General features: G+C 72.6%; 24 protein-coding genes and 1 pseudogene. 9 read left to right on the top strand and 16 right to left on the bottom strand.

The window, feature by feature from the left end:
* Positions 1-949 (bottom strand): hypothetical protein (locus E1211_RS33455; protein WP_243709575.1); only part of this gene is annotated, 949 nt, incomplete at its 3' end.
* 319 nt (positions 950-1268) lie between these two features.
* On the opposite strand from E1211_RS33455, the gene E1211_RS17665 reads away from it, so the two are divergent.
* Complete coding sequence (locus E1211_RS17665) at positions 1269-1793, top strand: SRPBCC family protein (RefSeq protein ID WP_132350098.1); 525 nt, start codon at positions 1269-1271, stop codon at positions 1791-1793.
* A gap of 39 nt (positions 1794-1832) precedes the next feature.
* Here E1211_RS17665 and E1211_RS17670 read toward each other — a convergent pair whose 3' ends face one another.
* On the bottom strand, positions 1833-2540 hold the full coding sequence (locus tag E1211_RS17670; protein ID WP_132350099.1) for a DUF2786 domain-containing protein: 708 nt from the start codon (positions 2538-2540) through the stop codon (positions 1833-1835).
* A gap of 39 nt (positions 2541-2579) precedes the next feature.
* Positions 2580-2969, bottom strand: coding sequence for a hypothetical protein (locus E1211_RS17675; protein ID WP_132350100.1), 390 nt, complete (start codon positions 2967-2969; stop codon positions 2580-2582).
* A 166-nt stretch (positions 2970-3135) separates the two neighbouring features.
* Here E1211_RS17675 and E1211_RS17680 point away from each other — a divergent pair, with 166 nt between their 5' ends.
* Positions 3136-4476: an ABC transporter substrate-binding protein gene (locus E1211_RS17680; protein ID WP_132350101.1), complete on the top strand. Its 1341-nt coding sequence runs from the start codon at positions 3136-3138 to the stop codon at positions 4474-4476.
* Positions 4477-4616: 140 nt separating this feature from the next.
* On the opposite strand, the gene E1211_RS17685 is transcribed toward E1211_RS17680, so the two are convergent.
* Positions 4617-5360, bottom strand: a complete 744-nt coding sequence (locus E1211_RS17685; protein ID WP_207915405.1) for an enoyl-CoA hydratase/isomerase family protein — start codon at positions 5358-5360, stop codon at positions 4617-4619.
* The gene (locus tag E1211_RS17690) at positions 5357-6214 is read right to left on the bottom strand and encodes a 3-hydroxyacyl-CoA dehydrogenase family protein (protein ID WP_132350103.1); all 858 of its coding nucleotides are present in this window, start codon (positions 6212-6214) and stop codon (positions 5357-5359) included. The genes E1211_RS17685 and E1211_RS17690 overlap by 4 nt, the downstream gene beginning before the upstream one ends.
* A 165-nt stretch (positions 6215-6379) precedes the next feature.
* Here E1211_RS17690 and E1211_RS17695 point away from each other — a divergent pair, with 165 nt between their 5' ends.
* Positions 6380-6676, top strand: a complete 297-nt coding sequence (locus E1211_RS17695) for a hypothetical protein (RefSeq protein ID WP_132350104.1) — start codon at positions 6380-6382, stop codon at positions 6674-6676.
* Positions 6677-6832: 156 nt separating this feature from the next.
* Positions 6833-7216 (top strand): PPOX class F420-dependent oxidoreductase, encoded by a 384-nt coding sequence (locus tag E1211_RS17700; RefSeq protein ID WP_132350105.1) that lies wholly within the window; start codon positions 6833-6835, stop codon positions 7214-7216.
* Between the two features lie 59 nt (positions 7217-7275).
* On the opposite strand, the gene E1211_RS17705 is transcribed toward E1211_RS17700, so the two are convergent.
* Both E1211_RS17705 and E1211_RS17710 read right to left on the bottom strand, forming a co-directional pair.
* The gene (locus E1211_RS17705; RefSeq protein ID WP_007073996.1) at positions 7276-7485 is read right to left on the bottom strand and encodes a BldC family transcriptional regulator; all 210 of its coding nucleotides are present in this window, start codon (positions 7483-7485) and stop codon (positions 7276-7278) included.
* Between the two features lie 250 nt (positions 7486-7735).
* Positions 7736-8575: a hypothetical protein gene (locus tag E1211_RS17710; RefSeq protein ID WP_132350106.1), complete on the bottom strand. Its 840-nt coding sequence runs from the start codon at positions 8573-8575 to the stop codon at positions 7736-7738.
* Between the two features lie 168 nt (positions 8576-8743).
* Between E1211_RS17710 and E1211_RS17715 the strand changes: the two genes are divergently transcribed.
* Together E1211_RS17715 and E1211_RS17720 are read left to right on the top strand one after the other, a co-directional pair.
* Positions 8744-9826: a Glu/Leu/Phe/Val dehydrogenase gene (locus E1211_RS17715; protein ID WP_132350107.1), complete on the top strand. Its 1083-nt coding sequence runs from the start codon at positions 8744-8746 to the stop codon at positions 9824-9826.
* Positions 9827-10136: 310 nt separating this feature from the next.
* Entirely contained in the window at positions 10137-10352 is a 216-nt protein-coding gene (locus E1211_RS17720) for a DUF3073 domain-containing protein (protein ID WP_120673883.1), read from the top strand.
* 135 nt (positions 10353-10487) lie between these two features.
* On the opposite strand, the gene amcA is transcribed toward E1211_RS17720, so the two are convergent.
* From amcA to E1211_RS32580, 5 genes are all read right to left on the bottom strand, one after another.
* Positions 10488-10724 carry a multiple cyclophane-containing RiPP AmcA gene (amcA, locus tag E1211_RS17725; RefSeq protein WP_132350108.1) on the bottom strand — a complete coding sequence of 79 codons (237 nt, stop codon included), beginning with the start codon at positions 10722-10724 and terminating at the stop codon, positions 10488-10490.
* Positions 10693-11796, bottom strand: coding sequence for a cyclophane-forming radical SAM peptide maturase AmcB (gene amcB, locus E1211_RS17730; protein WP_305792208.1), 1104 nt, complete (start codon positions 11794-11796; stop codon positions 10693-10695). The genes amcA and amcB overlap by 32 nt, the downstream gene beginning before the upstream one ends.
* Before the next feature lie 130 nt (positions 11797-11926).
* Positions 11927-13081, bottom strand: a complete 1155-nt coding sequence (gene purM, locus E1211_RS17735; RefSeq protein ID WP_132350110.1) for a phosphoribosylformylglycinamidine cyclo-ligase — start codon at positions 13079-13081, stop codon at positions 11927-11929.
* Between the two features lie 55 nt (positions 13082-13136).
* Positions 13137-14678, bottom strand: coding sequence for an amidophosphoribosyltransferase (gene purF, locus E1211_RS17740; protein WP_132350111.1), 1542 nt, complete (start codon positions 14676-14678; stop codon positions 13137-13139).
* 168 nt (positions 14679-14846) lie between these two features.
* Complete coding sequence (locus E1211_RS32580) at positions 14847-15200, bottom strand: sterol carrier family protein (RefSeq protein WP_207915406.1); 354 nt, start codon at positions 15198-15200, stop codon at positions 14847-14849.
* A gap of 102 nt (positions 15201-15302) precedes the next feature.
* Between E1211_RS32580 and E1211_RS17745 the strand changes: the two genes are divergently transcribed.
* Complete coding sequence (locus E1211_RS17745; RefSeq protein WP_165947282.1) at positions 15303-17369, top strand: carboxypeptidase-like regulatory domain-containing protein; 2067 nt, start codon at positions 15303-15305, stop codon at positions 17367-17369.
* A gap of 324 nt (positions 17370-17693) precedes the next feature.
* Here the strand turns inward: E1211_RS17745 and E1211_RS17750 are convergent, their stop codons facing one another.
* From E1211_RS17750 to purS, 4 genes are all read right to left on the bottom strand, one after another.
* Entirely contained in the window at positions 17694-18443 is a 750-nt protein-coding gene (locus tag E1211_RS17750; RefSeq protein ID WP_371686170.1) for a 2-phosphosulfolactate phosphatase, read from the bottom strand.
* Between the two features lie 10 nt (positions 18444-18453).
* Entirely contained in the window at positions 18454-21162 is a 2709-nt protein-coding gene (gene purL, locus E1211_RS17755) for a phosphoribosylformylglycinamidine synthase subunit PurL (protein WP_132350113.1), read from the bottom strand.
* 70 nt (positions 21163-21232) lie between these two features.
* Complete coding sequence (purQ, locus tag E1211_RS17760; protein ID WP_132350114.1) at positions 21233-21916, bottom strand: phosphoribosylformylglycinamidine synthase subunit PurQ; 684 nt, start codon at positions 21914-21916, stop codon at positions 21233-21235.
* A complete protein-coding gene (purS, locus tag E1211_RS17765) occupies positions 21913-22176 on the bottom strand; it encodes a phosphoribosylformylglycinamidine synthase subunit PurS (protein ID WP_120779088.1) in 264 nt (87 codons plus the stop codon). The genes purQ and purS overlap by 4 nt, the downstream gene beginning before the upstream one ends.
* A gap of 368 nt (positions 22177-22544) precedes the next feature.
* Here purS and E1211_RS17770 point away from each other — a divergent pair, with 368 nt between their 5' ends.
* Together E1211_RS17770 and E1211_RS17775 are read left to right on the top strand one after the other, a co-directional pair.
* A complete protein-coding gene (locus tag E1211_RS17770) occupies positions 22545-23228 on the top strand; it encodes a DUF1986 domain-containing protein (protein WP_132350115.1) in 684 nt (227 codons plus the stop codon).
* Between the two features lie 24 nt (positions 23229-23252).
* Positions 23253-23820: pseudogene (locus tag E1211_RS17775) on the top strand (YbjQ family protein).
* The last annotated feature ends 112 nt before the right edge of the window (positions 23821-23932 follow it).

Below are 23932 nucleotides of genomic sequence, written 5' to 3' on the forward strand. Positions count from 1 at the left end.
CCCCCTGCCCGCTCGGCGCCGCGCCGGGTCGCGCCCCGCCCGGCTGCTCACCGGCCTGCCGTCCGGGTGGCGTCTCGCCGGGTTTCGCCCGGCCCGGCTCGCCACCGCCGGGCTGCCGCCCGCGCGCCTCCCTGCCGGCCTGCGGGCCCTGCGGCCGCTGACCACCCGCACCCGGCTCTCGCCCCTGCGGCTCGCCACCGGACTGCTGCCGGCGCGCCTCCCCGCCGGCCGGCGGGCCCTGCGGCCGCTGACCACCCGCACCCGGCTCTCGCTGCGGCTCGCCGCCGGGCCGTGCAGCCGGCCGGGCCGCGCCGCCCTCGCCGGGTCGCTCCGGTCGCGACGGCTGGGACACCTCCCGGGCGATGGGCCCCTCCCCGGTCCACTCGGCCCGTGCACTGATCGAGCCGACGTCCCGCCCCAGCCGGTCGGCCACCCGGTCGAGCTGTTCCGCACGGCCGGTCACCTGCTGCGCGGCCCGCCCGGCGTCGTCGAGCGCCGCATGCGCGCTGTCCGCGATCGCCTCGATGAGCTGCGGGTTCCGGTCGAGCGTGTCCAACGCCCGTTCGAGAATCTCCGCCAGCCGCTCCAGCCGCACCTTGAGCAGCACCTCGGCCAGCACGTCCTTGACGTCGAGCTCGACCGCGTCCAGCCGGACCCGGACGCCGGCGTCCAGCACCACGAGGTTCGCCAGCCGGGCCCGGAGGGAGAGATCGGCGTCCAGGCCGTCGACGGCCAAGCGCAGCTCACCGACGCGCAGCTCCGGCACGTCCAGCAGGACGTCCGGCTCCCCGGGCCGCAGCGGCCGGTCGGCCTCGGTCGGCCAGCGCCCCTCGCGTACGTGCCGTTCCGGCGCGTCCTCCCGGCGCCCGGCCGCAGCGCCGCCCCACCGCTCCTGGTCCGGCCGGGCCGGATCCCGGCCCGCCTGCCCGCGCTCGCTCCCGCTGCTCATCCCGTCCCGCTCCCGGCTCGGCTGGCCCGGCTCGCCCCGGCCCCGACCGGGCGGGCTTACCCGCTTCCTGCCCTGCCATCCCTGCGCCGGCGCCGCCGCCCTTCGTCGGCCCGGCCGGCAGCCCGACCCCGGAAGCCGCCCAGCGGCCGCCCGCCGACGCCACGGCAGCCCGACCCCGGAAGCCGGGCACCGGCCTACCGTCGACGCGGCGCCCGCACCGTCGCGCCTCGACAGCCCTCGGCGCCGAGCGGCCGCGCGCGTCCGACGCGGAACATTCGTCCGCTGCGCACCTGGGCATCAGCCGGTATGGTCCGGGCCTATGGGACAGGAGTTGACGGACCCGGCCGACATCCGGCAGGACGTCGAGCGGTTCCACCTGCGGTGCAGCCTGCTCATCTCCGCCCCCACCGAGCGGGCCTTCGCGGTCTTCGCCGGTGCGCTGACCGACTGGTGGGTCAGGGAGTACACCTGGTCCGGCCCGGAGGCGCTCTCCGAGCTGGGCATGGAGCCGTGGGCGGGCGGGATGCTCTACGAGATCGGCCCGTACGGCTTCCGGGCCGACTGGGGGCGGGTGCTCACCTGGGATCCGCCCCGCCGGCTGGTCTTCACCTGGCAGATCGGGCCGGACCGCGTACCGGTGCCGGACCCGGCCAGGGCGAGCGAGGTCGAGGTGGTCTTCCTCACCGAGGCACCGGAGCAGACCCGGGTCGAGCTGGAGCACCGTCACTTCGACCGGCACGGCGAGGCGGCCGAGGGTTACCGGCAGGCACTCACCGCCGGCTGGCACGAACTGCTCTCCCGCTACGTCGCGACGGTCGACGGTCGCCGTCCGCCCCTGGGCTGACAACGGGGCCAGCCGCCACCCGGATCGGCAGCCCCGGCGTCAGCGGCCGAGGCGGAGATCGGCGCGCGCTCCCGTGCGTACCTCACGGCCGCCCAGGTCGGCCCGGCGTCCCGCCTCCGCGCCCGACGCGAACCCGGTGCCGGCCAGCCGCCGGCGCGGCGCGCTGCGTAGGCGCGGGTACACCTCGGCGAGTCTCCGCTGCACCCGGTCGGAACGGTCGGCCAGGACGAGCGCCACACCCGGCTCGCCCGAGCCGGCTGCCGCCTCCGTCTCGGCGGCCCGCAGCCGCGCCCCGATCACCTGGGCGAAGCCGGCCAGCCAGGAGCGGCGGAAGCTACCCGGCTGCTCACCCGGCGGTACGGGCGCCCCGGCCAGCCCGTGCGCGGCCTGGACCAGCAGCGAGGTGTAGAGCAGCTCGGCCCGCTCCAGGTCGCTCGCGAAGCCGAACAGGTGCATCGCGAATCCGCTGCCGTGCCGGCGACGTACGCACCGGCAGCGCAGCGGATCAGCGACCGCGGCGAGCAGCCCGGCCTTGTCCCGGGCGTACGGGGCGGTGACCTCGACCACGCGGTCGCCGACCGGGTCGGTGGCCGGGTCCCGGGCCGCGAGCAACGCCCGGTCGACGCCGTAACGGGCGATCAACTCGGTCGCCTTCGCCATGAACGCCGCCGATTCGGCGGGGGTGCAGGCCGGGTCCTCGGCCTGGGCCAGCAACTTACGGACCTTGCTCAGCATGGCCTCGGACATGCCCTCAGAGCTATCACACCGCGCCGCCGGGCGGCCGGCTCACGGGACGCGGCTGCGCAGCGTGGCGACGGTCGACCCGGCGAGGGTGAGCAGGCAGTCGGGGAGGAGGCCGTCGGCGGCCGCGGCGCCGAAGAGCGCCTGACCGGTGTCGGCGTCCCGGTTGGCGTACGCGCTGACGAAGCGGGCCACCCAGCGGGTGTCGTAGCCGGCCTCGTCGATGCCGGGGAAGTCCAGCGCGCAGGAACCGGCGGGCCCGGGATCGCCGACCATGGTGGCCGCGAGGCACCACGCGACCCCGTACGCCCCGGCGAGGCCGGACCGGTCGACCACCTCGTCGAACGCGCCCACCACGGCATCGCCGTCCCCGGTCAGCGCCGAGCGGAGCACGGCGGTCGCGTCGTCGAGCGTCTGCTGTGGCAGTTCCGTCACGCAGGGCACAGTAGGCGGGCCGGTCAAGGAGGGACGGGCATCCCCATCGATCGCTACTCTCCGTGGCCAGTGGGGGCGACCTGCGGAATGACCCGGCTCCACGGTCCCGCGCCTGACGTGAGCACGCTAATGTGCGCAGCGGACCTTCGCCGATGGAAGGACGAAGATGCTCGTATCGCGCGGCTCCCGGACGGCCGCACTGGCCGCCTGCGCCACGATCCTGCTCGCCACCAGCGCATGCGGGAGTGACAAGCCCGAGGAGGGGACGGCCCAACAGGTACGCCTCTACGGGACCGACGGCAACATGCTCAACTCCTTCCCGGCTGAGTTGAAGGATCGCGCCGATCTCGTCGACGGCATGAAGGGCACCACGCCATTGACGCCGCTGCCCGACGAATTCAAGGATCGGCTACGGTCCGTCGATCCGAAGTTGACCGACTACCTCTACGCGGCGGAGACGTACGACGCCATCATGATCAGCGCGCTCGCCGCGCAGCTGGCGGGCAGCACGGACTCCACCAAGATCGCTGAGCAGGTCGTGGGCGTCACCAACGGCGGCGAGCGGTGCGAGGACATGGCCACCTGCCTGAGCATGGCTCGGGAGGGGCAGGACATCGAGTACCGGGGCGTCTCGGTGACCCGATCCGGTTTCACCGACGTCGGCGAGCCGGCCACCACGAGCTACGGCACCCTGCACTTCGACGGGCAACAGCTCAACGACGGCAAGACCGAGTTCGTGGGGGCGGGGGACGAGTCGGCCGCGAGCACCAAGGCCCCGCCGAAGGGGAAGAAGCAGGGCGACGACGCGGCACCCGGGACTCCGCTGGTCATCGCCGGTCTGTGGCCCAAGACCGGTGACCTGGCTCTGGCGTACCCGCCGATGGCCGCCGGCGCCGCGCTCGCGATCAAGGAGATCAACGCCGCGGGTGGCGTGCTGGGCAAGAAGGTGACCTGGATCGAGGGCGACGACGGCACCAGCGCCACCAAGGCGAAGGCGACCGTGGCGGAGCTGATCGGAGCCGGGGCGGACGTCATCATCGGCGCCGCGAGCTCGGGGATCTCCCTCGCGGTGCTGCCCGAGACGGTGCAGGCCGGCAAGATCCTCTTCTCTCCGTCCAGCACGGACGACGGCCTGACCACGGCCGAGGACAAGGGCCTCTTCTTCCGTACCGCCCCGCCGGACAGCCTCCAGGGCCGCGCCCTGGCCGACGTGATCCTGCGGGACGGCTCGCAGCGGATCTCGATCGTCGCCCGGAAGGACTCCTACGGTGAGGGTCTCCAGGCCGTGGTGAAGGCGGAGCTGGAGAAGGCGGGGATCGGCGCCGACCGCCTCAAGCTGCTCACCTACGAGCCACCGGAGGGCGAGTCGGCCCCGCCGGTGGACTTCAACGCCGGTGCCAAGGAGGTCAAGGACTTCGGCGCGGACGCCGTACTGGTGATCGGCTTCGCCGAGTCGGCTCAGGTGATCCAGGCGCTGGCCGACGCGGGCGTGCAGATCCGGCACTGAGCGCGGCAGCGCGATCGACGAGAAGGGTCGCACCGGGAAACCGGTGCGACCCTTCTCGTCGTCCGGAGCCCTCCGGCACCCGACGGGGCGTCGGACCTGACGGCCGGTCCGCGGCGCGGCGGCGTCACCGCCGCCCGGTGTCAGCGCGCGCTTCTGCGCTCCAGGAACTCCGTCATCCGGCGGCGCTTCTCCTCGTCCTCGAAGAGCACCGCCTGACTGACCAGGTCGAGCTGGGGGTGGGCGGCCGCCGGGGCGTCCACCGCCAGCTTGGTCAGCCGTAGGGCCAGCGCCGACCCCTTGGCCATCTCGTCGAGCAGGCCGTGCGCGGTCGGCAGCAGCTCCCCCGGTTCCGCCACGACCCGGTTGACCAACCCGATCCGTAGCGCCTCCGCCGCGTCGACCCGCCGCCCGGTGAAGAGCAGCTCCTTGGCCCGGGCCTCGCCGATCAGCGCGGGAAGCCGGTGGGTCGCGCCGGCGCCGGCCAGGATGCCCAACCGCACCTCCGGCTGCCCGAAGACCGCACGCTCGGTGCAGATCCGCAGGTCGCAGGCGTACGCCAGCTCGGCGCCGCCGCCCAGCGCCGGCCCGTCCACGGCGGCGACGGTCGGCATGGGCAGCGCCCGGATCCGGGCGAAGGCGGCCGAGTTGATCGCGGCGAGGGCGTCCAGCCGGCCCCGCTCACGCAGCTGCCCGATGTCGGCGCCGCCGGCGAAGATGCCCTCCGTCCCACCGGTGAGCAGCAGCAGCCGGGGACGGGCCTCCAGCTCGGCACAGACCGCGTGCAGCTCGGCGATCAGGTCGGCGTCGATGGCGTTGCGCTTCTCCGGCCGGTCCAGGGTCACCACCAGCCGGTCGGGGTGTTCCTCGATCCGTAGCCCGCTCACCGCTTCACGCCACCTTCCCAGGAGTAGAAGCCCTGGCCGGACTTCTTGCCCAGCCGGCCGGCGGCGACCATCTCCTCCAGCAGCGGCGGCGGCGCGAAGCGGTCGCCGTAGGCGGCCTGGAGGGTGCGGGCGATGTCCAGCCGGACGTCGAGCCCGACCAGGTCGGTCAACTCCAGCGGCCCGATGGGGTGCCGGTAGCCGAGCACCATCGCCTTGTCGATGTCGGCGGGGCCGGCCACCCCGTCGGCGACCATCCGGATCGCCTCCAGGCCGAGCGTGACACCGAGCCGCGAGGTGGCGAAGCCCGGCATGTCGCGTACGACGACGGGGTCCTTGCCGAGCCGGGCCGCGAGCGCGACGGCCGCCGTGGTGGTCTCGTCGGCGGTGGCCGGGCCGACCACGACCTCGAGCAGGGCCATCGCCCAGACGGGGTTGAAGAAGTGCAGCCCGACGAAGCTCTCCGGGCGGGCCAGGTCGGCGGCGAGCTCTCCGATGGAGATGCTCGACGTGTTGCTGCCCAGCAGAGCCGGCCGCAACGCCTCGGCGTCGCGCAGCACCGCGCGTTTGAGGTCGAGCCGCTCCGGCACCGCCTCCACCACCACGTCCGGCTCCTCGGCCACCTCGGTGAGGGCGGCGCGCAGGGCCACCCGACCGCGGTTGGCCTCCGCCTCGTCAGCGGTGAGCTTGCCGCGCTCGACCGCCCGCTCCCAGAGCTCGCCGAGCCGGGCGACGGCCGCCGCACCCCGTCCGGGGTCGACCTCCACCAGCTCGACGGCGTGCCCGGCACCTGCCGCCACGTACGCGATACCGAGCCCCATCGTGCCGGCTCCGACCACGACGAACCGATCGCTCACCATGCCTCCCCGCTGCGTCCGACGGCGGGGCGGGGATCACCCGCGGCCGACGGTCCGCTCCACTGCCTCATGGTGCGACCCTAAGAGCCCCGACGGCGGCGCCCCGCGTGGGGGCGCGGCGGATCGGGTACGAGACAGCCGTCAACTTCAGGGAAGGACCAGCCGATGACTGAGGCAACCGAGGGCGTCGCGGACGTGGAGACCACCGCAACGGTGGAGACCCGGGGGAACGAGCGGGTCGACCTGCTGCGCGCGGACACCAACAACGATGGCCGGACCGACGTGTGGGTGGCGGACACCGACGGCGACGGGAAGGCGGACCTGTTCCAGTTCGACACCGACCACGACGGCGCGGTGGACGTCACCATGGTGGACCTCGACGAGGACGGCACCCCGGACGAGGTGGTCGACGGTGACGGCGGCATCCCGCCGGAGCCGCTGCCGCCGACCGTCCAGGTCTGAGTCACGAGGCAGGCCGACGGCGGACCCCGCGTTCCCCAGCGGCCGGGTGTCGGGGGTTCCGCCGCAGGTCAGACCCATTTTCCAGTACGCGACGCGCCGTCGTGCGGTTCGAGCTATCCGGTCGGTCAATCAGCCGTACGGCCTTATCCTGGCGGCGTGGAGATGCTGGATCGGCTGTCGGCGGAGAAGTACATCCTGCTCACGACGTTCCGCAGGGACGGTCGGGCGGTTTCGACTCCGGTCTGGTCGGTTCGCGACGGCGACGGCCTGGCGGTCTGGACGGCCGCGGACTCCGGCAAGGTCAAGCGGATCCGTAACAACGGCACGGTGACCGTGGCGCCGTGCGACGTGCGGGGCCGGCCGCACGGCGCCTCGGTGCCGGCCCACGCGAGCCTCTACGACCACGCCGGCAGCCTCCGGATCCGGAGCCTGCTGAAGCACAAGTACCGGCTGCTGGGCCGGCTCACGCTGCTGGGCAGCCGGTTCCGCCGGGGTGAGGGCGGGACGGTCGGCATCCGGATCACTCTGACCGAGGCGTGAAACGAGGAAGGGCGGCGGACCGAAGTCCACCGCCCTTACCCGTCGAACGTGGTGCCGGCTCAGTCCCCCTGGCGCTGCTGGGGAATCTGCCCCTGCAGCAGGGCCCTGACCTCCGACTCGCGGTACCGGCGGTGACCGCCGAGGGTGCGGATGGCGGACAGCTTGCCCGCCTTTGCCCACCGGGTCACCGTCTTCGGGTCGACACGGAACATCGACGCCACCTCGGCCGGCGTGAGTAGCGGCTCTGGTTCGTGCGTTCGCGATGCCATCGGTCACTCCTCCACATGTATAGACATCGGCCGGGGTCCCGCCGGCCGACGCGTCTCCCATGGTCCGGCTAGTCCCCGATGTCCGACATGGGCCGAACGGCCGAACGTCCCTAGACGGACGGATGAACCATGCCCGATTTATGCGACTTTTACACGGCAGAAAGTACCTTATTCGGACTCATGATCACGGTTCGTGAAGCATCAACTACGAGCACCCCTCGCCTTGGGAGCGCTCTGTGGGCGATATGTCTTAGTTGCATCTCTCCAGCAACTGCACCGCCCGCCACCGCGCGACCAGCTTGTCGTACGCGGCCGACGCCTCCTCGGCCTCACCCCGGGAGAGCCCCGCCAGACCCGCCGCGACCAGCTCCGGCGAGTCGTCGGCGGTGAGCGTCTCGTCCGGCAGCAGGTCGACCAGGCCGCCGTAGTCGAGCTCCACCATCGACCGCGGGTGGAACTCCTCCAGCCAGCGGGCGGCCTCCTCGACCGCCTCGGTGATCGGCGCCTCGCCCACGGACTTGCGCAACACCGCCAGCGCCCGCGACGACCGCCGCCGCGCGTTGGAGATCTCCGTCCGGTAGCGCAACGCCCGCCGCCCCGGGCCGGTGACCAGCTCCCGCTCCTCGGGGTCGAACAGGACGAACCACCGCAACGGCACCCCCCAGGTGGCGATCTGCTCGTGCAGCCGCGGCACGCCGTGCTCCAGCACCCGAGCGCCGCTGCGCCAGTCGTCCACCACCGCCTTGGCCTGACCGGCGAGCACCGGGGGCACGAAGGCGTCGGCGAGCACCGGCGGTACGCCGTCCCGGGCACTCAACGCCGCCTCGGCCACCCGGATCCGCAGATTCCACGGGCAGACCAGGAGCGTGTCCTCCGTCTCCAGGACGTACGCCTCCTCGGGCAGGTCCGGCAGGCGCGTCCAGCCCGCGCCGAGCGCCTCGATCACCGCCGTCCGCTGCCGGCCCGGCCCCTCCACCGGGGCGATCGCCCGCCCCTCGGACACGTATCGCCGCCAGTACGACTGGCGATCGCGGTCGAAGGCGGTCAGCGGCTCGTACACGCGCAGATAAGAAGCGAAGAGCGACGGCACGGCGCGATCCTCCCACGAACACCGCCCTCACCGCCGCCAGCGCTACCAGCACGCCGTGGACGAGAGGCCGCCGACGGCCGATATTAGGCTCAACCTCACCGGCAGCATCCCCGCCGGCGTCCGTCAGGTCCGCGCCCCACAAGGACGCACCGACACCAGGAGCCAGTCATGGGCGTATTCGCCAGCACCGACGACCCCGGATCGACCGGCCACGAACAGGTCGTCTTCTGCCAGGACAAGCAGACCGGCCTCAAGGCGATCATCGGGATCTACTCCACCGCGCTGGGGCCGGCGCTCGGCGGCACCCGCTTCTACCCGTACGAGAGCGAGGAGGCCGCCCTCGCCGACGTGCTGGACCTGTCCCGGGGCATGGCGTACAAGAACGCCCTCGCCGGGCTGGACCTGGGCGGCGGCAAGGCGGTCATCTGGGGTGACCCGGAGCAGATCAAGACCGAGGCGCTGCTGCGCGCGTACGGCCGCTTCGTCGAGTCGCTGAACGGCCGCTACTACACCGCGTGCGACGTCGGCACCTACGTGCCGGACATGGACGTGATCGCTCGGGAGACCCGCTACGTGACCGGCCGCAGCGTCGAGCACGGCGGTGCCGGTGACTCCTCCATCCTCACGGCCTGGGGCGTCTTCCAGGGCATGCGGGCGGCGGCCGAGCACGTCTGGGGCGCGCCCACGCTGCACGGCAAGCGGGTCGGCGTGGCCGGGCTGGGCAAGGTCGGCAAGTACCTGGTCGGGCACCTGCTCGACGACGGCGCCGAGGTGGTGGCCACCGACGTGAACCCGCGGGCGCTCGAGTGGGCCCGCACGACCCACCCCCAGGTCACCCTGCTCGACGACATCTCCCTGCTGGTCGCCTCGGACCTCGACGTGTACGCCCCCTGCGCGCTCGGCGGCGCGCTGAACGACGAGACCGTGCCGGCCCTGCGGGCGAAGGTGGTCGCCGGTGCGGCGAACAACCAGCTCGCCCACCCGGGGATCGAGAAGCTGCTGGCCGACCGGGGCATCCTCTACGCGCCGGACTACGTGGTCAACGCCGGCGGTGTGATCCAGGTCGCCGACGAGATCGAGGGCTTCAACTTCGACCGGGCCAAGATGCGGGCCACCCGGATCTACGACACCACCCGGGAGATCCTCAAGCTGGCCGACGCCGAGGGAGTCCCGCCGGCGGTGGCGGCGGACCGGCTGGCCGAGCGGCGGATGGCCGAGGTGGGCCGCCTGCGCACGATCCACCTGCCCTGATTCCGGTGTCCCGGGGGGCGGAGCGGAAACGACCCGCCCCCGGGAGAGCCCGAACCGTACGACGGGCCGTTAAGCTGAGGCCGGGGTCAGTTTCGTGGCGTTTTGCCCGGTGTCACGGGCGCTCACGATTCCGCTCCTTACCGGGTACACTGGGTGACGGCCGGGCCACCGCGACGCGCAGGGCCGGTAGACGGTAACCCGAGGTGCCGAACGGTGGCATCCCCATGTACCGTAAGAGCCACGAGAGATGCCTGACGTCATCGGGGCCCGCCTTCGGGCTGCCCCGCATTCTGTGCGAGGGGGTCGAGCCATGGGGCGCGGCCGTGCTAAGGCCAAGCAGACGAAGGTGGCCCGGGAGTTGAAGTACCACTCCCCGAACACCGACCTCACCGCCTTGCAGCGTGAACTGGCGGGTGCTGGTAAGTCTGAGCACAACTTCGACGACGACTACAAAGAGTATGTCGACGACGATGATGAGGATCACGCGGACGACGACCCGGATCCATGGGTCCGTCCGACCCGCTGACCTCTCGACACAGCTGAGCACGCGGTAGCCCCGCGTGCTCACGCATGTGCCCGCTCGCAGCGGTGTAACGACCGACGATCAGGGACCTGCCGTGCCGACACGCCGGACAGGCCCCTGATCCCGGTACCGCGCTTCTCAACGCGGCCGGTTGTTCCAGTTGTAGAACGTCGGGATGTTCTCGAAGTGGTTCCAGGCGCAGACCGCGCCCGAATCGCACGCGCCCGCCGCCTCTGAACGGAGCTGTCGCGCGGTCTCGGCCTCGCGCAGCAGAGCGTTGAGCCCCGGGGCGGCGTCCCGCACCCGCTCGGCGACTCCCGTGGGAACGGCGACCGCCGCGCGCTCAGGCTGCCGGTGACTGGTGGTCTCGGGCATGCTCCAACACTCCCTCCAGTAGGCGGATCTTGCTGTTGCGGCAGTGCTCGGTCTCCGTACCGTCGAAACGCCCCAGCTCGAAGTAGCGGTTGGCGGCGTGGCCACCACCACAGAAGCCGAAGTAGGGACAGCTGGAACGGCACGCCTCGACACCGTCGAGGAACTCGCCCACCCAGGCCGTCCGCTCCGCGCCGGCCAGGATCTCGGCCAGCGGGGTCTCCAGTACGTTGCCGCTGCTGAAGTCGCCGTACCTCGGATCGGTGAAGCCGGCCAGCTCCGGGGAGAGCACGGTCACCGAGCCGTCGTAGCCGACCGTGGGGATCGGGTCCAGCTGACGGGGCAGCACCTCGTCCGCCACGCCGTCCAGGACCGCCGCCGCGTACCGCAGGGTCCACTCGACCTCGCGCAGGTGGATCCGGGGCTCCCGGCGCCAGGCGGCCACCAGCTCGGCCCAGAAGGTCGTCACGTCGGCCGCCTCGTGCGCGTTGCCGCGGGTGTTCACCCCCTCCGTCTCCTCGATGTTGACGCCGAGCACGTCACAGCCGAGGTCGAGGAAGTACTCGTAGAGCTCCGCGGCGAGCCCCGGCGTCGGGCGGGAGACGACCGCGAGCGCGGAGAAGGGGAGCCCCCGCCGGCGCAGCGCCGCCACCCCGCGCACGATCCGGTCGTACGCCGGCCGGCCGCCCCGGGTCACCCGGTCGCCGTTGCGCTCCCGGGGGCCGTCCACGCTCACGCTCACCCGGACCTGGTGTGCCACGAAGAAGTCGCACCAGGCGTCGTCGAGGAGCGTCGCGTTGGTCTGCACGTGGTGCTCGACCTCGGGGCCGAACGGCGCCATCAGCGCCGCCAGGTGCTCCCGGCCGGCCGCCAGGGGCTCACCGCCGTGCCACACCACCGAGAACCGCCCGGCGGTCGACCACGGGTTCACCGACGCGGCCACCGCCTCGGCCACCTCGACCGGCATCCGGCGATCGGCGGCCCGCAGCGGCAGGTAGCAGTACGCACAGTCGAGGTTGCAGAGGGTGGTGGGCTGCATCACGACGTACGACGGAACCGCGGCCACGCCGCGCATTCCGCTGAACGACAGTTCCCGAGCAGCCATCGACCTCCCTTGCCGGGCATGAGGGTGCCCTACAGGCTAGGCGGCGATGGCTACTCGGGTGAACCCCTGATCAGGTGGTCGTATGATCAGCGGAGCGTGATCAGCCGCGGGTGTGCTGGCCGATCATCTGAACGTTCCCGGCGCCCTCGATGATCTCGCCGGCCTGCCACGCCTCGACACCGCGACCGGTGAGCGTCGCCAGGGCACGGTCGGCATCCTCGGCGGAGACGATCGCGAACATGCCGACGCCCATGTTGAAGGTCGCCTCCATCTCCGGATCCTCGATCCGGCCCTTCGACTGGACGAGGTCGAAGATCGGCTGCGGACGCCACGTGGAGCGGTTGACCACCGCGTCAACGTTCTCCGGCAGGATCCGCACCAGGTTGCCCGGGATGCCGCCACCGGTGACGTGGGCGAGCGCCCGCACCTCGGCCTCGGCGATGAGCTTGAGGCAGTCCTGCGCGTAGATCTTGGTCGGGGTGAGCAGCTCCTCACCGAGGGTGCGCTGCCGGCCGAAGTCGTCGATCACCACGTCGAGCCGCATCCGGCCGGCGCCGAGCAGCACGTGCCGGACCAGCGAGTAGCCGTTGGAGTGCAGGCCGGAGGAGCGCATGGCGATCACCACGTCGCCCACCTCGACCCGCTCCGGGCTGAGGATCTCGCTCTCCTCCACCACGCCGACGCCGGTGGCGGAGATGTCGTACTCGTCCGGACGCAGCACACCCGGGTGCTCGGCCGTCTCGCCGCCGAGCAGCGCGCAGCCCGCGTAGCGGCAGCCGTCGGCGATGCCGGCGCCGATCTCGGCGACCTTGTCCGGCACCACCTCGCCGGTGGCGATGTAGTCCAGCAGGAAGAGCGGTTCCGCGCCGCAGGCGACCAGGTCGTCGACGACCATCGCGACCAGGTCGATGCCGACCGTGTCGTGGATGTCCATCTGCTGGGCGATCACCAGCTTGGTGCCGACACCGTCGGTCGACGAGGCGAGGATCGGGTTCTTGTACTTCTTCGTGTCCAGCCGGAAGAGGCCGGCGAAGCCGCCCAGGTCGCCCAGCACCTCGGGCCGCCGGGTCTGCCGCACCTTGGACTTGAGCAGCTCGACGGCGCGATCGCCCGCCTCGATCGACACGCCCGCGTCAGCGTACGAGGCCGAGCGTTTGCGCGCCTGGCGTCCGGCACCCGCCGTCCAGGGCTGGCGGTCGCCGCCGGCTCCGGTCGGGCTGGTACCTGCGCCACTGCGCTCGGACACGTGCGTCACGGTTCTCCCCTTTGTGTTTCTGGCGCCGCCGTTGCGGTGGCGACGCCCCGTGGTGCTACGGGCGTTGGACGGAAGCGCCGCCCGGAGTGGCGACGAGCGGAGAGGTGGTGTGCTCCGGGGCGTCCGGGGCGCTCGCGGCGACCCGACGGCCCACCCCCTCGAGCACGTGCTTGCCGATCAGGTTGCCCGCCGGGAGCTCGATGGGGTACTCCCCATCGAAGCACGCACGGCAGAGCCGGGTCTTCGGCTGCTCGGTCGCGGCGATCAGACCGGACAGCGAGACGTACCCCAGCGTGTCGGCGCCGATCGAGCGCCGGATGCCTTCGTTGTCCAGCCCGTTGGCCAGCAGCTCGGCGCGGGTGGCGAAGTCGATGCCGTAGAAGCAGGGCCAGCGCACCGGTGGTGACGAGATGCGGACGTGCACCTCGAGGGCACCCGCCTCGCGCAGCATCCGCACGATGGCGCGCTGGGTGTTGCCCCGCACGATCGAGTCGTCGACGACCACGATCCGCTTGCCCCGGACGTTCTCGCGCAGCGGGTTCAGCTTGAGGCGGATGCCGAGCTGACGCAGGGTCTGCGACGGCTGGATGAAGGTCCGGCCGACGTACGGGTTCTTCATCAGGCCCTGGCCGTAGGTGATCCCGGACTCCTCGGCGTAGCCGATCGCGGCCGGCGTGCCGGACTCCGGGACGGGGATGACGAGGTCGGCGTCGACCGGGTGCTCCCGGGCCAGCTGGCGGCCGATCTGCACCCGGGCGGAGTGCACGTTCCGGCCGGCGATGGTCGCGTCCGGCCGGGCGATGTAGACGTACTCGAAGAGGCAGCCCTTCGGCTCGGGCACCGCGAACCGGGTGGAGCGCAGGCCGTCCTCGTCGATGGCGATCAACTCGCCCGGCTCGACCTCGCGGACCACGCTCGCGCCGACGATGTCGAGCGCGGCGGTCTCGCTCGCCACCACCCAGCCGCGCTCGAGACGGCCGAGCACCAGCGGGCGTACGCCGTGCGGGTCACGGGCCGCGTAGAGCGTCGACTCGTCCATGAAGACGAAGCTGAACGCGCCCCGCAGCTGCGGCAGCACCTCCAGCGCGGCCGCCTCGACGGAGAGATCCGGCCGGCTGGCCAGCAGCATGGTCACCAGGGAGGTGTCGTTCGTCGATCCGTCGTTGGCGATGCCCCGCTCGCTGACCTCACGCTGAAGCTCCGCGGTGTTGACCAGGTTGCCGTTGTGCGCCAGCGCGATAGTGGTGCCGGACGTGGTCGAGCGGAGGGTCGGCTGGGCGTTCTCCCAGGTCGAGCCGCCGGTGGTCGAGTAGCGGGCGTGCCCGATCGCCACGTGCCCGCGCAGGCTGGCCAGCGTCGGCTCGTCGAAGACCTGCGCGACCAGGCCGAGGTCCTTGTAGACCACCACGCCCGAGCCGTCGCTCACCGCGATGCCGGCTGCCTCCTGGCCACGATGCTGGAGGGCATAGAGGCCGAAATAGGTCAGATTGGCGACTTCTTCCCCCGGAGCCCAGACCCCGAAGACGCCGCACGCGTCCTGGGGGCCCGGTCGCTGGGGATCAAGGTCGTGGCTCAGCCGGCCGTCGCCTCGGGGCACCTGCCGCTCCCTCTTGCTGGGGTCTGTCGGGCCTGGCGGGATCACGGGTGGGATCCGCACCCCTCGGCCGCGACCACTGGTTTCGCCTGACAGTGTACGCGAATCGCCGTCAATACAGAAAGTCACGAAAAGCGTGCGACCCGTTACCGGCCCCGCTCATCGACGCAGCTAGAGCGGTAGATGAGGCGCGAGATCCGCTCGGTTTCCGCTCACCAGTACGCGACCCTCCGTGACCGCCTCCGCCCAGCCGAGCCGGCCGGTGGCGACCGCGAGCCAGGTCTGCGGATCCATCTCCACCACGTTCGGCGGGGTACCGCGGGTGTGTCGGGGACCGGGCAGACACTGGATCGCACCGTATGGTGGGACGCGCACCTCCACCGATCGGCCGGGCGCGCGCTCCGCAAGGGCAGTCAGCAGGGTCCGGACCGCTTCCCGGAGGACCGGCCGTTCGGCGACCCGCCCCTGGTCGAGCGCCGACAGCGCTGCCGCGACCGCGGCGGACTTAATGTGCGGAGAGGACACGACGGGACGATACGACCTCAGGCCATCAAGCCTGACGCTGGCCCTGGGTCGCGCCCGGACAGTCGGACAAGGCATAGTTGCCGACGGCGTATTCGAACCGTGATGATCCCCCGGCCCGGCACCCGCCGGAGCGGGAAGTCAGTCCGGAAGGCGGTGGACGTGTCAACACACCGACGTGCCTGGAAGCAGCGGGCCGGTGTGGTCGTAGCGCTGGTTGCCGGCGCCCTAATCGCCCTCCCCGCCACACCAGCCCTGGCCGCCCCTAGCGTCACCAACGTCTCGGCCTCCCCGGGCACCGTCCAGGCGGGCGGCGAGGTCACGGTGAGCTACAACCTTGACGCTGACGACCAGAGGGTCGACGTCACGGTCAGCTCCAGCAACTCCAAGGTGCAGTGCATCGAGGGGTGTGACCAGGGCAATGTCACGGAGAGCCGCACCTACACGGCCAAGTTCAAGGTGGCCGACGACGCGCAGAACGGGTCCGCCCGCATCACCGTCACGGCCAAGGCTGGCGGCCTCGGCGGCACCGTTGACGGCTCGACGACGGTCACGGTGAAGGCCAAGGCGGCGCCGCCCGAGGTGCAGACGGTGCGCTCGGTCTCCGGCAAGGTCGTGATCCAGGCGAACGGCAAGCCGGTGAAGGGCGCATACGTCGCGCTTCAGGACACCGGCGGCCACCGCTACGAGACCACCTCGGACAGCGACGGCAACTGGCGCTTCACCGGCACCAGCTCCAAGCCGATCACCCCGGGCCGGATCGACGTCGGCGCCAGCTTCGACGGAGTCCAGAAGGTCAACAGCTTCAACGCCGGCCCCAACCAGTCGATCAGCGGCCAGCGGATCAACCTGGCGGTCAAGGTGGAGGTGACGCCGAGCGCCACCCCGTCGGCCACCGAGTCGGCGGAGCCCACGGACGAGCCGACCGACGAGGCCACCGATGAGGCCACCGACGAGACGCCGGAGGCGACCGAGGGCGCGGCGGCCAACGCCTCGAACGAGGACTCGGGCGGCGGCTTCGGGCAGTACGTGATCATCCTGCTCGGCGGTCTGCTCGTGGCCGCGGGTGTGGGCACCATCGTGCTGCTCTGGATGAAGCGCAAGGAGAACCCGGACGACGCCGACGACGACGCTCCCGCCGGTGCCGGCGCGGTCCCGGCCGCCCGAGGCGGCTTCCGCGGCGCCGACGACCAGACCCGGGTGGTCAACCGGGTCGGCGGCGGCCCGGACCCGACGATGGTCGCGGGCGGTGGCGCCGCCCTGAGCGAGGCGCCGACGATGATGCACCGTCCGGTCGTCGACGACGTGCCTCCCGACCCGTACGGCGCGCCGCCCGCGCAGCCGTACGGCGGCGGCGACGGTGGCCCGGGCTGGTCCGGCAGCGGCTACGGCGACGAGCCGGCCGGCTACGGCGCGGGCGGCTACGGCAACGCCCCCGCCTCGGGTGGCGGCTACGACGGCGACGGCGGCTACGGCAACGCCCCGGGCTCGGGCGGTGGCTACGGCGCCGGTGCCGGCGACGCGGGTTACGGCGACGGCGGCTACGGCAACGCGCCCTCGTCCGGCGAGGGCTACGGCAGCCGTGACTACGCCGCTCCGGCCGGCGGCGCGGGTTACCCGCCCGCCTCCGGCGGCGCCGGTTACGGCGAGCAGCGCTACGACGAGCCGACCGGCCGGTACACCGGTGACAACACCCAGTACCCGGCGCCGGCCGACCCGTACGCCACCGGCGTCTACGAGCAGGGTCAGGGGCAGGGCTACGGCCAGCCGGACGCTGCGCCGTACGGCCGGGGCGCGGAGTCGACAGCCGGCTACGACCAGCGCGGCGGGTACGACCAGCCGGGCGGCGGGTACGGCCAGCCGGGCGGCTACGGCCAGGAGCCGGCGACCCAGCGTGGCGGCTACGACGACCCCGGCTACGACCAGGGCGGCGGCTACGGCCAGGCCGGTTACGGCCAGCAGGGCGGCTACGGCCAGGAGCCTCCGACGCAGCAGGGCGGCTACGGTCAGGAGCCGCCCACGCAGCACGGCGGCTACGGCCAGGAGCCCCCGACCCAGCGCGGCTACGACGACCTTGGCTACGACCAGGGCGGCTACTACGGCGACCAGCAGGGTGGCCGGAGCCGCGACGCGGAGCGGGGCGGCCGCCGGCTGGACTGGCTGGACGACTGAGCCGGCCGGCTCGCCGGTCCACCTGACGAGCTGACCTGGAGACGACGGCAGCCACCACGGCAGGTGCCGCAGATGCGAGCGAACGGGCCGCCCGGAGGAACCGGGCGGCCCGTTCCGCATAGCTGGGGAGGCCGTGGCGACGGACGGAAGCCGCATGGCGCGGCGACAGCACACGGAAGCCGCTCGACGGAGCTGCCCGGTGCGGGGGCGACCGGGTCGATGGCGGCAGCAGCGCACCGGACGTCGCCCGGGCCGACGCGGGGAAACCGGGTGGTGGAGCCCGCGGCACCCGGCCGATGAGTCGTGCCGGGCAGCGGCGGCCGCTCAGGCGGCGGAGAAGACTCCCTGGCGCAGCACCGGCACCACGTCGGAGACGTCGAGCTGCACCGCGAGCTCCACGTCCCCGGCGAAGCCGTCCTCGGCGAGTTCCCGGCCGGAGACGCAGCCGCGGACCGCGGCGGGTACGTCGGGAGTGCTCGCCAACGCGGCGAGCGCCATGGCCGCCTCGACGGAGAGCCCACCCGGTACGCCGGAGAGGGCGTCGAGCACGCTGGCCGCGCCGAGCTGGTCCTCCACGCCGGGGCGGAGTGAGCCGTCCGGCCAGCGTTCACCGGCGGCGATCACACCGACCGGCGCGTCTGTCGAGCCGTACCCCTGGCCGCGCAGCCATCGCCCGACGGCGCGCGCGTTACGCAGGCAGGCCGCCACCACCGGCAGCCCGGTGGCGCTCGCCGCCGCGCTGATCGCCGAACCGTTCGGCGACGGCAGCACCAGATCGGCGACGACCGGTGCCGTGCTGAGCGACACCGGCGAGAGCGACCACGGCTGCTCCGGGCTGACCTGCCGGCGGCCCACCGCCACGGTGGCGCCGATCCGGCGTCCGTACTCGGCGGCCTGCTCGCCCCACGGGAACGGGTGCACCCGCGTCCCCCGGCTGACCGCCACCTCGACGGCGGTGGTGAACGAGAGGACGTCCACCACCACCAGCGCGGCGCAGACCCGGCCGAGCTCCGCCGCCCCGGTCAGGCCCCAGTCGAACCGGGCACCTGAACCGGGTTGGGCGTAGACGGCCAACGCCAGCGCCTCAGCGCTCGTCAGGCGTCGGCGGCTGCTCGGTGTCACCGGAGTCGGGGTCGGACGCCCCACCGTCGCCTGGCGTGTCCGACGCGCTGGACCCGACCGCTCCGGCGGGCACGTCCGCCACCGGCGCGACCGGGCCGGCCGAGGCGATCGGTTCGGAGTCGACACTCTCCGGATCCACCGGGGCGAGCTCGGCGTTCGGGTCGCTGACCGGCAGCGGCACCGCCTCGACGGCACCGGCGACCCCGGTCGCGGGAGCCGGCACCTCGACCAGCGCCGCACCGCCGAAGAGCCGCGGCAGGGTGCCGGTGTGGGCGGTCCGCAGCTCGTCCAGGCCGATCCGGAACTGGCCGTGCACCTCCAGCGCGCCGCCGGTCGGGTCGGTGACGCCGATCCGCTCGGCCGGCACCCCGTGCTCCGCGCAGAGCGCCGTGAACGCCTTCTCGTGCCCGCGCGGCACCGAGACCAGCACCCGCCCGGCGGACTCGCTGAACAGGTAGACGAACGGCATCGAACCGCCGGTGAACTGCTCCGGGAGCGCGATCCGGGCGCCGACCCCGCGACGCAGGGTGGACTCGACCAGGCTCTGCGCGAGCCCACCGTCGGAGAGGTCGTGCGCCGAGCTCAGGTGACCGACCCGGGCCGCCGCCGCCAGCAGGTCCGCCAGCGCCTTCTCCCGGGCGAGATCGACCTGCGGCGGGATACCGCCGAGGTGCTCGTGGGTCACCCAGGCCCACTCCGAGCCGGAGAGCTCGACGTGCGTCTCACCGAGCAGGTAGAGGTGGTCGTGGTCACCGTCGGGCCGGGGCACGAAGCCCATCGGCACCCGGTCGGCCACGTTCTCCAGCACACCGAGCACACCGACCACCGGGGTCGGGTGGATCGCCGCGGCGCCGGTCTGGTTGTAGAAGCTGACGTTGCCGCCGGTCACCGGGATGCCCAGCTCGGCGCAGCCGTCCGCGAGGCCGCGCACGGCCTCCGCGAACTGCCACATCACCGCCGGGTCCTCGGGGGACCCGAAGTTCAGGCAGTTGGTGACCGCGATCGGCGTCGCCCCGGCCACCGCCACGTTCCGGTACGCCTCGGCCAGCGCGAGCTTCGTCCCGTGGTACGGGTCGAGGCGGGCGTAGCGGCCGTTGCCGTCCACGGAGAGCGCCACCCCGAGCCCGGTCCGCTCGTCGATGCGGATCACACCCGAGTCCTCCGGCTGGGCGAGCACGGTGTTGCCCAGCACGTACCTGTCGTACTGCTCGGTGACCCAGGTCTTGTCGGCCAGGTTCGGCGAGGCGATCATGCGCAGGACGGTCTCCCGCAGCGCCTCCGGGTCGCTCGGGCGCGGCAGGGTCTCGGCGCGGTCGGCCTGGAGCAGGATCAGGTCGGCCGGCTCCCGCATCGGGCGGGCGTAGACCGGACCGTCGTCGACAAGCGAGCCCGGCGGCACGTCGACCACCAGCTGGTCGCGCCAGGTGATGACGAGCCGGCCCGGCTGGCCGTCCGGGGACGGCGCGGTGACCTCGCCGATGGCGGTCGCCCAGACGCCCCACTTGTCGGCGGTCTTGAGCACGGCGTCGAGCTTCTCCGGCTCGACCACCAGCAGCATCCGCTCCTGCGACTCGCTGGCCAGGATCTCGTGCGGCTCCATCGAGGGCTCGCGCAGCGGCACCCGCTCCAGCCAGACCCGCATGCCGGTGCCGGCCGCCGCGGCGGTCTCGGTGAGGGCGCAGGTCAGGCCGGCACCGCCGAGGTCCTGGATGCCGACGACCAGCTCGGCGTCGTACAGCTCTAGGCAGGCCTCGATGAGCAGCTTCTCCATGAAGGGGTCGCCGACCTGGACGGAGGGGCGACGCTCCTCGCTGCCCTCGTCGAAGGTCGCGCTGGCCAGCACCGAGACGCCGCCGATGCCGTCCCGGCCGGTCTTGGCGCCCATCAGGACCACCACGTTGCCGGGGCCGGCGGCCTCCTTCTTCTGCAGCCGGTCGACCGGCAGCACCCCGAGGCAGAGCGCGTTGACCAGCGGGTTGCCCTGGTAGGTGGGGTCGAAGACGACCTCGCCACCGATGTTGGGCAGGCCGAGGCAGTTGCCGTAGCCGCCGACGCCGGCGACCACGCCGGGCAGCACGCGGGCGGTGTCGGGGTGGTCGGCCGCGCCGAACCGCAGCGGGTCCATGACCGCTACCGGGCGGGCGCCCATGGCGAGGATGTCGCGCACGATGCCGCCGACGCCCGTGGCCGCGCCCTGGTACGGCTCGACGAAGCTCGGGTGGTTGTGCGACTCGACCTTGAAGGTGACGGCCAACTCGTCGGAGACCTGCACCACGCCCGCGTTCTCACCGATGCCGGCGAGCAGCCGGTCGCTCGGCGGGGCCTTCTCGCCGAACTGGCGCAGGTGCACCTTGCTGGACTTGTACGAGCAGTGCTCGCTCCACATGATCGAGTACATGGCCAGCTCGGCCTGGGTGGGCCGCCGGCTGAGGATCTGCCGGATGCGGTCGTACTCGTCGTCCTTGAGGCCGAGTTCGGTGTAGGGCTGGAGTTCGCCCGGGGTGCCGGCCGCGCGCGGCACGGTGTCCACGCCGTCGGTCCACGCGCCGGGGGCCGGCTGGGCCGGAGCGGCCGGCGGCACGACGGTGGCCGCGTCCGGCTCCGCCGGCTGCGGCGCAGCGGCCGGGAAGGCCTCCGGCGTCTCCCGTACCGGATCCGGATGGGTGGTCATGACCTCTCCTCGCTGCGCTCGTGGCCGCCCGCCGGGCGGTCGAGCTGACCGATGATCCTGTCGCCGACGGTCACGCCGGCGCCCCTACCAGGTGCTTGAGGACGGAGGTGAAGAAGCCGAGGCCGTCCAGCGAGGGGCCGGTGAGTTCCTCCACGGCGTGCTCCGGGTGGGGCATGATGCCGACCACGTTCCCGGCCTCGTTGGTGATCGCCGCGATGTCGCGCTGCGACCCGTTCGGGTTGCCGCCGAGGTAGCGGGCCACCACCCGGCCCTCGGCCTCGAGCTGGTCCAGCGTCGCGGCGTCGGCGACGTAGCAGCCCTCGCCGTTCTTGACCGGGATCAGCACCTCCTGGCCCGGCTGGAACGTGTTCGTCCAGGCGGTGCCGACCGTCTCGATCCGCAGGACCTGGTCGCGGTTGCGGAAGTGCAGGTGCTGGTTGCGGGTGAGCGCGCCGGGCAGCAGGTGCGCCTCGCAGAGGATCTGGAAGCCGTTGCAGATGCCGAGCACCGGCAGGCCACCGCGGGCCGCGTCGACGACCGTCTCCATCACCGGGGCGAACCGGGCGATCGCGCCGCAGCGCAGGTAGTCGCCGTAGGAGAAGCCGCCGGGAAGGACGACCGCGTCGACCCCGTGCAGGGCGGGGTCGCCGTGCCAGAGCCGGACCGGCTCGGCGCCGGCGACCCGCACGGCGCGGGCGGCGTCCCCGTCGTCGAGCGAGCCGGGGAAGGTGACTACTCCGACCCGCGCGGTCACGACCGGGCGCCCGCGGTCTCGTCGGCCTCGACCAGGCGGACGGTGAAGTCCTCGATGACCGGGTTGGCGAGCAGCTTGTCGGCGATCTCCCGGGCCCGGTCCAGGTCCGGTTCACCGGTGAACTCGATCTCGATCCGCCTACCGATCCGGACCGAGGCGACGTCGCTGACGCCGAGCCGCGGCAGCGCGTTTGCGACGGCCTGGCCCTGCGGATCGAGGATCTCGGGCTTGAGCATGACGTCGACGACGACGCGAGGCACTGGGCACTCCTGACTGTGTACGCAGTTGGGTGCCGACCCACAACGGGCGAGCGCAGCCAGCCTACCTGGCAGATGGCGGTGCGCCCGCACCGGCCGGGCCCCGCTCGGGCCGCGCTGCGGACAACTCCCCGACACACGTGTCGTGGAACACTCCGCGCCGCCCGGCACAGCCTCCACCAGGGCATATACGACTCGCGCTATGGCCGAATCGTTATGTCACGGAGTCCAAAAGGAAATCTTGAAAAGCTGTCCGGCTGCCCCTACTCTACATCGACAGAGCTCGATGATACGGCGGCCTGGGATCCCGCGCCGCCGGTTGCCCCGCCCGGCGACCCCGGGTACCACCCCTCCCTCAAGGAGTCCACCCCATGCGCATCCGCTCCCTGCTCGTGGCGATCAGCACGGCGATGATCGGCGTCGTCGGCGCCGCCTCCGGCGCGACCGCGGCTCCCGCCGGCCCCCAGCCCATCATCGGCGGCGGCACCGTCTCGTCCGCCCCGTGGGCCGCCGCGGTGTTCAGCAACGGCTCGTTCACCTGCTCCGGCAGCGTGATCGCCTCGCAGTGGGTGCTCACCGCCCGGCACTGCATCAGCGGCACGATGTCGGTCCGTATCGGCAGCGTCAACCGCACCTCCGGCGGCGTGACCCGCAGCGTCTCGGCCACCTACACCCGCTACGACCTGGCCCTGATGCGCCTCTCCAGCGCGGTGAGCACCTCCACCGTGACCCTGGCGACCAGCAACCCGCCGATCGGCTCGACCAACTCGATCTACGGCTGGGGCATGACCTGCTACAGCGGCTGCTCGGCGTCGACGGTGCTGAAGACCGCCAACGTGCAGGTGACCAGCAACAGCGCCACCGACGCGTACGGCGGCCAGGCGATCCGCAGCTCGCGGATCAACGGCAACGCGTGGCGGGGCGACTCGGGCGGGCCGCAGTTCTACAACGGCCGGCAGGTCGGCGTCGCCTCGACCGCCGACGGCGTGAACATCCAGAACTACGGCAGTGTCGCGTACAACCGGTCCTGGATCACCTCGGTGGCCGGTGTCTGACGGTTAGCGCCCCGGGCGGCGCGGATGGTCGACCAAGCGTCGGCCGTCCGCGCCGCGCCGTTTTTCAGCATCCGATCAGGTGAACAAGGCTCGCGATCGGGTGGTCGCTCACCCTGACAGCATCGGAATCGTGCTGGTCGTGACGACGGACCAACTGCCCGGCTACGAGATCCGCCAGATTCTCGGCGAGGTGGTCTCCTCGATGGCAAGGACCAGGAACCCGTACCGCGAGGGCGTCAAGAACCTGCGCGGTGGCGCGTACGACCCGATGGCCCCGGACAACCTCACCCGGTGGCGTACCGACTCGGTGGCCCGGCTCGGCGAGGAGGCCCGCCGGATCGGCGCCAACGCCGTGATCGGCATGCGCTTCGACAGCCGGGACTGCGGTGAGATGTGGATGGAGATCTGCGCGTACGGGACGGCGGTGATCGTCGTACCCAAGGTGCCCGACGTCATGCCGCCGGATCAGCCGCTGGTCGCCGCGGAGACCGCCCACGACCCGGCCATCGCGGAGGCCCCGGGTGGCATCGCCGAACCGGCGAGCGCCCCGAACCTCCGCACCGCCGCCGAAACTCCCACCCGTGACACCTGACCGCACCCGGCCCCGCCGACCTTCAAGCGCGGTTGATCATGAAGTTATCGCGCGTTGCATCGGCGTGTCCGCGCAACAACTTCATGATCACCGGGGTGGGGCGGTCCGGGGC

The sequence above is a fragment of the Micromonospora sp. 15K316 genome (assembly GCF_004348525.1).
In the GTDB taxonomy this organism is placed as follows: Bacteria; Actinomycetota; Actinomycetes; order Mycobacteriales; family Micromonosporaceae; genus Micromonospora.

Coding starts and splice junctions, on each gene's coding strand:
- E1211_RS17665 (WP_132350098.1), top strand. CDS start 1,269: ATGGGACAGGAGTTGACGGACCCGGCCGACATCCGGCAGGACGTCGAG.
- E1211_RS17670 (WP_132350099.1), bottom strand. CDS start 2,540: ATGTCCGAGGCCATGCTGAGCAAGGTCCGTAAGTTGCTGGCCCAGGCC.
- E1211_RS17680 (WP_132350101.1), top strand. CDS start 3,136: ATGCTCGTATCGCGCGGCTCCCGGACGGCCGCACTGGCCGCCTGCGCC.
- E1211_RS17695 (WP_132350104.1), top strand. CDS start 6,380: ATGACTGAGGCAACCGAGGGCGTCGCGGACGTGGAGACCACCGCAACG.
- E1211_RS17705 (WP_007073996.1), bottom strand. CDS start 7,485: ATGGCATCGCGAACGCACGAACCAGAGCCGCTACTCACGCCGGCCGAG.
- E1211_RS17715 (WP_132350107.1), top strand. CDS start 8,744: ATGGGCGTATTCGCCAGCACCGACGACCCCGGATCGACCGGCCACGAA.
- E1211_RS17720 (WP_120673883.1), top strand. CDS start 10,137: ATGGGGCGCGGCCGTGCTAAGGCCAAGCAGACGAAGGTGGCCCGGGAG.
- amcA (WP_132350108.1), bottom strand. CDS start 10,724: ATGCCCGAGACCACCAGTCACCGGCAGCCTGAGCGCGCGGCGGTCGCC.
- amcB (WP_305792208.1), bottom strand. CDS start 11,796: ATGCGCGGCGTGGCCGCGGTTCCGTCGTACGTCGTGATGCAGCCCACC.
- E1211_RS17745 (WP_165947282.1), top strand. CDS start 15,303: ATGATCCCCCGGCCCGGCACCCGCCGGAGCGGGAAGTCAGTCCGGAAG.
- purL (WP_132350113.1), bottom strand. CDS start 21,162: ATGACCACCCATCCGGATCCGGTACGGGAGACGCCGGAGGCCTTCCCG.
- E1211_RS17770 (WP_132350115.1), top strand. CDS start 22,545: ATGCGCATCCGCTCCCTGCTCGTGGCGATCAGCACGGCGATGATCGGC.